Origin of the sequence: Methanohalobium sp. (assembly GCF_046546175.1) — an archaeon.
Lineage (GTDB): Archaea > Halobacteriota > Methanosarcinia > Methanosarcinales > Methanosarcinaceae > Methanohalobium.
In genome coordinates this window covers 1-6,977 of record NZ_JBKGYF010000086.1, presented here as the reverse complement: position 1 = coordinate 6,977, position 6,977 = coordinate 1, and the positions used below count along the sequence as shown (strand labels likewise).

Genomic DNA, 6,977 nt, shown 5'->3' with positions numbered 1-6,977 from the left:
TGCATACAACCAGCAGCAGTACCAGCCTAGAAACAATAACAGTTTCCACAGGGGTTATCTAAATACAGGTCTTAGAGGTGGTTGATTTGCACTGGATGCCAGGATATGATACAGGATATAGTTCCTTTTTCGGTATTTTTTTAAATGTAATCCTCGTACTGATAATAATAGGTCTGGTATTTTACATGTTAAACAAGTCCGGTTATGCAGGTTCTGAAAGTGAAAGCAGGGAATCAAGTGAACGAATCACAAAGATAGAGAAGGATGTAGAAGATATAAAGGAAACTGTTGAAGGAATAAAACAGAAACTGGATGAGATTTAAATTATTACAAAACAGTTACAGGTCTTTAATTATGGAAAAAACACTTCAGCAAATAGTTAATATCGGTGAGGCAATTTCACATCCACTGCGGTTGAAATTGATATATATGCTTGCTGAACGTGAATGGTATGTCTATGAACTTGCCAAAGAATTGAATGTTTCAAGACAGGTGCTGTATCTGCATTTGAAACGCCTTGAGAAAGCAGGTTTTGTAGAGAGTGATTTAAGACTTGAAGATAAAGATATGAGGGCAAAGAAATTTTTCAGATTGGAACAATTCAACGTTGAAATCGGAATAGATGACCTTAACCAGATATTTGAAGGTTCTTCTGACAACAAAAAGGATGACTATTGACTTTCAAGTGTTGAATTTTTCAGCACCTAGTTACACTATTAACTGCAAAAACTACATCTATAAACCCAAAGATTTATCAATAATAACGCACTACTGGTGTTCCAGTTAACATAATTGGGCCCGTGGTCTAGCTGGTTATGACATCGCCTTGACATGGCGGGGATCCTGCGTTCGAATCGCAGCGGGCCCATCGAAACCGTGATATTAATCGATAAATTTAAATTTAGAAATACTATTATTAGGTAGATGCTTACTGACAGCCCAGATAGCTCAGTAGGGAGAGCGCTGCCCTGAAGAGGCAGTTGTCCCCGGTTCAAGTCCGGGTCTGGGCACCAGATAAAGATGCGAATGTACATCAGTAGTGTAGTGGTTATCACTGGGCGTTGCCAACGCCCAAACCCGGGTTCGAATCCCGGCTGATGTATCCAATAATTTTCAACGGTTCTTCAAAAAAATTAAATCCAAGTTTAACATTTTTTTTCAGAAAAAATTTAAGGTTTCAGGTTTTTCAAAAAATCAGAAGTAAATCCAGTTCTGTAACAAACCAAAATCCGGTTAGTAAATGGAATTCAGTGGTAATACAGTAGTAATATTATTTGTTTTCTTTTTGTATTTCTTGAACTTTTGTTATGGGTGTAGATATGCTTTTATAATACTGGAATAACTCTTCTCCCCAATTTAGAGCACTATCATCAAAACTCATTATGTATTGTAAGTCAAATCTCTGGTCTTTATCGAAAAAGCATAAAAATATAAATCTATCTGTTATAGCGCTTGCAGTTAGTTTAATGTTTTCATTGCATATATAAAACACTGTATTGCTCAGATTCAGGAATTCTTCTGTATCATCACTGTATTCATTTCTCAATTTTTCAAACGTTGATTCTGTCAGGATAATGAATATATCAATTCCTTTTCTTGCAACACCCAGAAAAAGTGAAGGATAACTTGGATGGAAACAGGAAGTTATAGCCATGATTTTGTTTGATTTGAACATATTGTCAACAATTTCCTGAGGAAGTTCAAACATATGGTTTAAATCAGGTTGTATAAGTATACAGTGTCCGAGTTCTCCTATTCTTTTCAAGAGATAGTCTGGTATAGCACTCAAATCTCTGGTAGCCCAGTATTCCAGATTTTCTTCAAATACATTCACAGTATCCAGCAGTGGCTGCATGTTATCGACAATGATCTTTCCGACGTCTGATAATCTATACAGGTCATTTTCCTGGTCATAGGTTATCAGGTATTTTTCTTTCAAAATCTTGATCTGGGGCATTATTGATGTAGAAGTCACATTAAGTGAAGTTTTTATATAGTCGATATTTTTTGCGTTATCATTTAGCAACAAGAGTAGCTTCTTTCTTTTGTCAGAAAGAAATATGACATCTAATAATGACTGTTTCATTTTAAATCACTTAATGTGTTAATATTTTGAGGTAATATTTATTAATGAAATCATTGACCTTATATAATGTTTTATGTCCTATTCGGTTAAAACCCAACTCGAAACAATCAAATATCAAGTGTTTATATAAAACTTTTGGAGATTAACTAATATCATTAATAATAGAAACCCAATTTTTGTAATGTTCTTGATGCAAGTGGTGCAAAGAGCCCAAAGCAATAGCCGATATAGTGGCCGAATATGTTGACATTTTCTATGTTAACAGGAAACAGAAACAGAAAAATTACTATCATCAAAATTACCAGTACCATGAATATATACAGGCTGAAAAAAACATCAATTAATTTACCACTGGTTAATGATTTTTTTATGTAAATTTCTATAAAGTCCCACGTTGATATTATAAACTCTTCTAAATCAGTTTTATATACAATTGCAGTAAACAACAGCACAAAAAAGAACAATATGGTATATGCCAGATTTATTGAATAAACAATCTGATATTTGAGAATTATTAAAAAAACAGAGAACCCAAAAATGGATAAAGGTATTATGTACCTGAACTTTAGATTATATTGCTCCTGGATATAGATATAGATTGTGTATAAAAGATATGAGAACAATGCAGAAACAATACCGGAAAAACCCAGTGCGTTTCTGGATGGAAACAGTATGCTATTTCCGGAGGATATCAGTAATGGCAATAATCCAAATATTAAAAACATGTCAATATAAAATTTGTGTCTGTCCCTGTGAAACCTGAAAATCAGAGATATTAACAGGTAATAGGGGATAAGATTCTCGAGTAAATGCAGAATATTTGCATGTGCGTAATTGGAAAAATAAAAGGGTATCACTTCAGGATTTGATGTATGCAGTACAAACAATTTATTCAGCGGAGTAACCAGTACTAATGTTAAAAGAAAGGGTATCAAAATAAAAAAGAACAAAAAATCGATGAACAACTTATTGTCCACTATATTTTCATCCTGACTTTTAACCTCCGATGTCATTGTAACCTGTATAACATATGGTATTTACTTATTTTAAAGCTTTAGAAGCATAAAACAACCCCTGAATTCCACATACCGACCCAATAACTTTTACAACTTCAAAAATTTCATCTTCAGTGGCACCTGCATGTCTGGCATGTTCTGAAAGTGCCTTTACTCCATCAATGTCCCCGTTACCGGCATCAAGTGCCATTGCTATTAGCAATTTGTTTTTTGCAGATAGAGCACCATCAGTTTGGGTTTCGGCAAAATTCTTCAGAAGATTGTCTGCATATAATTGTTATATAATTCCTGTTTTATTATTTTTTGGCTCAAAAACGAACAGAGCTGCATGGCTAAATCTGATGTTGACCTCAGATAGTAGAACAAATCCTGAATTATTGGCAGAATTCACAATTTTGTCAAACATTTGTTTTCTTACATGTAACTTTGGTTCGATTACCAGTAATTTACCACCGGGTTTTGCAATATCAATCATTTCTCTGAAAAAGTTATCAATACTGGGAAGTTCATGGATGACATAAAATGCCAGTGCAAAATCCACTTTTTCTGAAATTCCTATTTTATCGGGTTTGTTTTGATGGATTTTTATTCTTGATTTTATTCCTTCCTTATTACTTTTCTTTTCCAATATTTCAAGCATCTTTTTCTGGAAATCTACAGCAATAACCTTCCCGTTTTCATCAACCATTTTCGCCATAGGGATTGTATATGTACCAGATCCACATCCAAAATCCATAACGATTTGTCCGGGTTTGATGTAACCATCCAGAACTTGTTCGGGTTTATGTATTATTTTTCGGATTCTGTTATCCAGTACAAAATAGAGCCACCAGGGACAAACTTCTGGGCACATAACTATCATATTATGGATTTACAGGAATATATGGTTATTGACAGTTTATAAGAAAATATGGACACTTTTCAGTTAAGGCTATCTACACTTAATTTGTAACTTTAAATCATTGTGCTCAGTAATATCAAACAATTGGAAATAGATAAATATGTCCCATTAACTGAACAGTACCATATATGATAATAAATACTTATAAATAATTGAATAAGAAATCTTTGTTAGGGGAGACTGTGTAATATCTCTAGAATGTAAGGGGGAACATCTGAATATTATGGAGTTAAAAAACCAGATAGCTGTTGTAACTGGTGGTGGTAGGGGGATTGGTAAAGCTATCTGTCTAGCACTGGCAAAAGAAGGTGCCAATATAATTCCGGCGGCAAGGACGCAAGTTGATATTGAAAAAACCAGGAAAGATGTTGAGAATATCGGAAGCCAATCAGTGGCAGTACAAACAGATGTTACTAAAGAAGAAGATGTCAAAAATCTGGTATCCAGAAGTATCGACACATTTGGTAGAATAGATATATTTGTTAATAATGCAGGTGTTGGACTTAGAAAACCCTTTGTTGAAACCTCACTGGATGAATTTGAAAAAGTAATCGATGTTAATTTGAAAGGTGTTTTTCTGGGTATGAAATATGCCCTGCCGAATATGCTGAATAACGATTCTGGTAAAATTATCAACATTTCATCGGGAGCAGGGAAATCCGGGATACCGGAATTATCTGTATACAGTGCATCAAAGTTTGGTGTTATCGGGTTAACCGAATCAACAGCACGCGAGATAGGAAGAAATATACATATATATGCTGTGTGTCCAGGGGGTGTAGATACAGAAATGTACAGGTCGATGTTCTCCCACAGACCATTCCTGAAGCCTGAATATATAGCTGAAAAAGTTGTGGAATTGTGTATGCCCAGTACAAATATTCCATCCGGGTCATCGGTTGAAATCTATCGATAAATAAGTATCATAATCAAATGTATGGGGAGATAGGGCAAGATGTTCAAAGACAGAACAGATGCAGGTAAACAACTTGCAAAGGTATTTGATAACTACCGGGATGAAAATGTACTGGTTCTCGCAATTCCAAGAGGTGGAGTTGAAATCGGTTATCAGGTAGCTATATATCTCAATGCGAATTTGTCTTTACTTATATCCAGAAAATTACCGTTTCCCTATAATCCTGAAGCTGGTTTTGGTGCAGTTGCCGAAGACGGAAGTACTTTCATCAATGAATGTGCGGCAAGGGGTCTTTCAGAAGGATTAATTGAAAGTATCAAGGACGAACAAATCAGGGAGATTAAAAGACGGATAGAGGTACTGAGAAATGGAGAACCTCTACCTGATATGAAAGACAGAACAGTGATACTGACTGATGATGGTCTTGCAATGGGTTCTACAATGAATGCAGCCATTAAACTCTGCAAAAACAGAGGTGCCAGCAAAATAGTGGTAGCAGTACCTGTTGCAGGAAGGGAGGTTGTTAACAGGATAGGAAATCTTGTGGATGATATTATTGTGCTTGATATACCTCCGTTTTTCCAGGCAGTAGCTCAGGTTTATGAAAACTGGTACGATGTATCTGATAATGAGGTCCTTGAAATAATGAATAAAGTGAAAACATAAGGTAAGAGGAGTAATAAGAATGGATAATATACAGGTAAAAAGCAGCGCATTCAAACATAATGAGGAAATACCAAAGAAATATTCCTGCGATGGTAAAGACATAAACCCGGAGTTACAGTTTGCCAACGTTCCCTCAGGAACAGAAACTCTGGTGTTGATAATGGATGACCCTGATGCACCAGGTGGTACCTTTATACACTGGGTGGTGTGGAATATAGACCCTTCATCAGGTATAAAAGAAAACAGTGTACCTGGTGTACAGGGAGCAAACAGTTTTGGTAAATCATCTTATGGGGGACCATGCCCACCTTCGGGAACTCACAGATATTTCTTCAGGGTTTATGCACTTGATACAAAACTCAATAAAAATGAAGGAACAACTAAAAAGGAAATTGAAAAGGCGCTGGAAGGTCATGTCATCGGCAAAGGGGAATTGATGGGTACATACAGGAGGAAATAAATTCAGGTGGTATAATGGAAAAATATGATGTTATTGTTATTGGTACAGGGACTGCAGGTTCTACAGTTGCCCACAAATGTAATTCATCAGGTAAAAAAGTAGCTATCATAGATCACAGACCTTTTGGAGGAACCTGTGCATTAAGGGGGTGCGACCCCAAAAAAGTACTTGTCGGTGGAGCTGAACTTGTTGACTGGAACAACAGGATGAAGGATATAGCTGGTCTGGACAGGGATACAAATATAAACTGGTCATCTTTAATATCTTTTAAAAATACTTTTACTCAATCCTTCCCCGATATGATTGATGAAAGTTTTAGGTCCCATGGCATCCATGCATATCATGGGCTTGCCCGGTTTTTTGATGATAAAACTATAGAAGTGGGGGATAACCAGATTGAAGGTGAATATATCGTAATAGCAACCGGTTCAAATCCCAGAAATCTGGATATACCAGGTGACGAGAATATAATAACAAGTGATGAGTTCATGGAACTGAACAGTCTTCCGAAAAATATTGTTTTCCTTGGAGGTGGGTATATATCCTTTGAATTTGCCAATGTAGCTGCAAGAGCCGGTTCAAAACCTGTAATATTACAAAGTGGAGACCAGCCACTGAAGCCTTTTGATCCTGACATGGTTGATGCGGCTGTGAAAGCTTCAAAGGATGCAGGTCTAGATATTTTAACCAATCACAGGGTTGTAAAGATCGAAAAGAAAGGTGATCAGTATGAAGTAATTACAGAAAATGAAAACCAAGAGACTTTTACTACAGACCTTGTAGTCCATGGGGGTGGCAGGATTCCCAATATCGATGAACTCGAGTTGGATAAAGGTAATGTAGAGGTTCATAAAAAGGGTATTGCAGTAAACGAATATATGCAGAGTCCATCTAATCCTAGAGTATATGCAGCCGGGGATTGTTCTGAAGAA

10 protein-coding genes and 3 tRNA genes are annotated in these 6,977 nt (G+C 36.1%); 9 read left to right on the top strand and 4 right to left on the bottom strand.

The features are described from left to right. Positions 1-95: 95 nt before the first annotated feature. From ACLFMM_RS08415 to ACLFMM_RS08395, 5 genes are all read left to right on the top strand, one after another. The gene (locus ACLFMM_RS08415; RefSeq protein ID WP_410808289.1) at positions 96-323 is read left to right on the top strand and encodes a hypothetical protein; all 228 of its coding nucleotides are present in this window, start codon (positions 96-98) and stop codon (positions 321-323) included. A gap of 31 nt (positions 324-354) precedes the next feature. Next, positions 355-678, top strand: coding sequence for an ArsR/SmtB family transcription factor (locus ACLFMM_RS08410; protein ID WP_410808287.1), 324 nt, complete (start codon positions 355-357; stop codon positions 676-678). Between the two features lie 116 nt (positions 679-794). After that, positions 795-868 (top strand) — tRNA-Val (locus ACLFMM_RS08405). A gap of 69 nt (positions 869-937) precedes the next feature. Then, a tRNA-Phe gene (locus ACLFMM_RS08400) sits at positions 938-1,013 on the top strand. A 17-nt stretch (positions 1,014-1,030) separates the two neighbouring features. Next, a tRNA-Gly gene (locus ACLFMM_RS08395) sits at positions 1,031-1,102 on the top strand. Positions 1,103-1,270: 168 nt separating this feature from the next. Here ACLFMM_RS08395 and ACLFMM_RS08390 read toward each other — a convergent pair. The 4 genes from ACLFMM_RS08390 to ACLFMM_RS08375 all read right to left on the bottom strand — a co-directional run bounded on the left by ACLFMM_RS08390 (position 1,271) and on the right by ACLFMM_RS08375 (position 3,955). Beyond that, positions 1,271-2,026, bottom strand: coding sequence for a helix-turn-helix transcriptional regulator (locus tag ACLFMM_RS08390; RefSeq protein ID WP_410808286.1), 756 nt, complete (start codon positions 2,024-2,026; stop codon positions 1,271-1,273). A gap of 215 nt (positions 2,027-2,241) precedes the next feature. Then, complete coding sequence (locus ACLFMM_RS08385; protein WP_410808285.1) at positions 2,242-3,099, bottom strand: hypothetical protein; 858 nt, start codon at positions 3,097-3,099, stop codon at positions 2,242-2,244. Positions 3,100-3,127: 28 nt separating this feature from the next. Beyond that, positions 3,128-3,358, bottom strand: a complete 231-nt coding sequence (locus ACLFMM_RS08380) for a carboxymuconolactone decarboxylase family protein (protein ID WP_410808288.1) — start codon at positions 3,356-3,358, stop codon at positions 3,128-3,130. 21 nt (positions 3,359-3,379) lie between these two features. Then, entirely contained in the window at positions 3,380-3,955 is a 576-nt protein-coding gene (locus ACLFMM_RS08375; RefSeq protein ID WP_410808284.1) for a class I SAM-dependent methyltransferase, read from the bottom strand. A gap of 271 nt (positions 3,956-4,226) precedes the next feature. On the opposite strand from ACLFMM_RS08375, the gene ACLFMM_RS08370 reads away from it, so the two are divergent. From ACLFMM_RS08370 to ACLFMM_RS08355, 4 genes are all read left to right on the top strand, one after another. Next, positions 4,227-4,919, top strand: a complete 693-nt coding sequence (locus ACLFMM_RS08370) for an SDR family NAD(P)-dependent oxidoreductase (RefSeq protein ID WP_410808283.1) — start codon at positions 4,227-4,229, stop codon at positions 4,917-4,919. Positions 4,920-4,958: 39 nt separating this feature from the next. Beyond that, positions 4,959-5,585, top strand: coding sequence for a phosphoribosyltransferase (locus ACLFMM_RS08365; RefSeq protein ID WP_410808282.1), 627 nt, complete (start codon positions 4,959-4,961; stop codon positions 5,583-5,585). A 19-nt stretch (positions 5,586-5,604) separates the two neighbouring features. Further along, positions 5,605-6,045: a YbhB/YbcL family Raf kinase inhibitor-like protein gene (locus tag ACLFMM_RS08360; protein WP_410808281.1), complete on the top strand. Its 441-nt coding sequence runs from the start codon at positions 5,605-5,607 to the stop codon at positions 6,043-6,045. Positions 6,046-6,059: 14 nt separating this feature from the next. Continuing rightward, positions 6,060-6,977, top strand: a 918-nt coding sequence (locus ACLFMM_RS08355) for a dihydrolipoyl dehydrogenase family protein (RefSeq protein ID WP_410808280.1), incomplete at its 3' end; no start/stop codon positions are given.

Coding starts and splice junctions, on each gene's coding strand:
- ACLFMM_RS08370 (WP_410808283.1), top strand. CDS start 4,227: ATGGAGTTAAAAAACCAGATAGCTGTTGTAACTGGTGGTGGTAGGGGG.
- ACLFMM_RS08375 (WP_410808284.1), bottom strand. CDS start 3,955: ATGTGCCCAGAAGTTTGTCCCTGGTGGCTCTATTTTGTACTGGATAAC.
- ACLFMM_RS08415 (WP_410808289.1), top strand. CDS start 96: ATGCCAGGATATGATACAGGATATAGTTCCTTTTTCGGTATTTTTTTA.
- ACLFMM_RS08365 (WP_410808282.1), top strand. CDS start 4,959: ATGTTCAAAGACAGAACAGATGCAGGTAAACAACTTGCAAAGGTATTT.
- ACLFMM_RS08385 (WP_410808285.1), bottom strand. CDS start 3,099: ATGACATCGGAGGTTAAAAGTCAGGATGAAAATATAGTGGACAATAAG.
- ACLFMM_RS08360 (WP_410808281.1), top strand. CDS start 5,605: ATGGATAATATACAGGTAAAAAGCAGCGCATTCAAACATAATGAGGAA.
- ACLFMM_RS08410 (WP_410808287.1), top strand. CDS start 355: ATGGAAAAAACACTTCAGCAAATAGTTAATATCGGTGAGGCAATTTCA.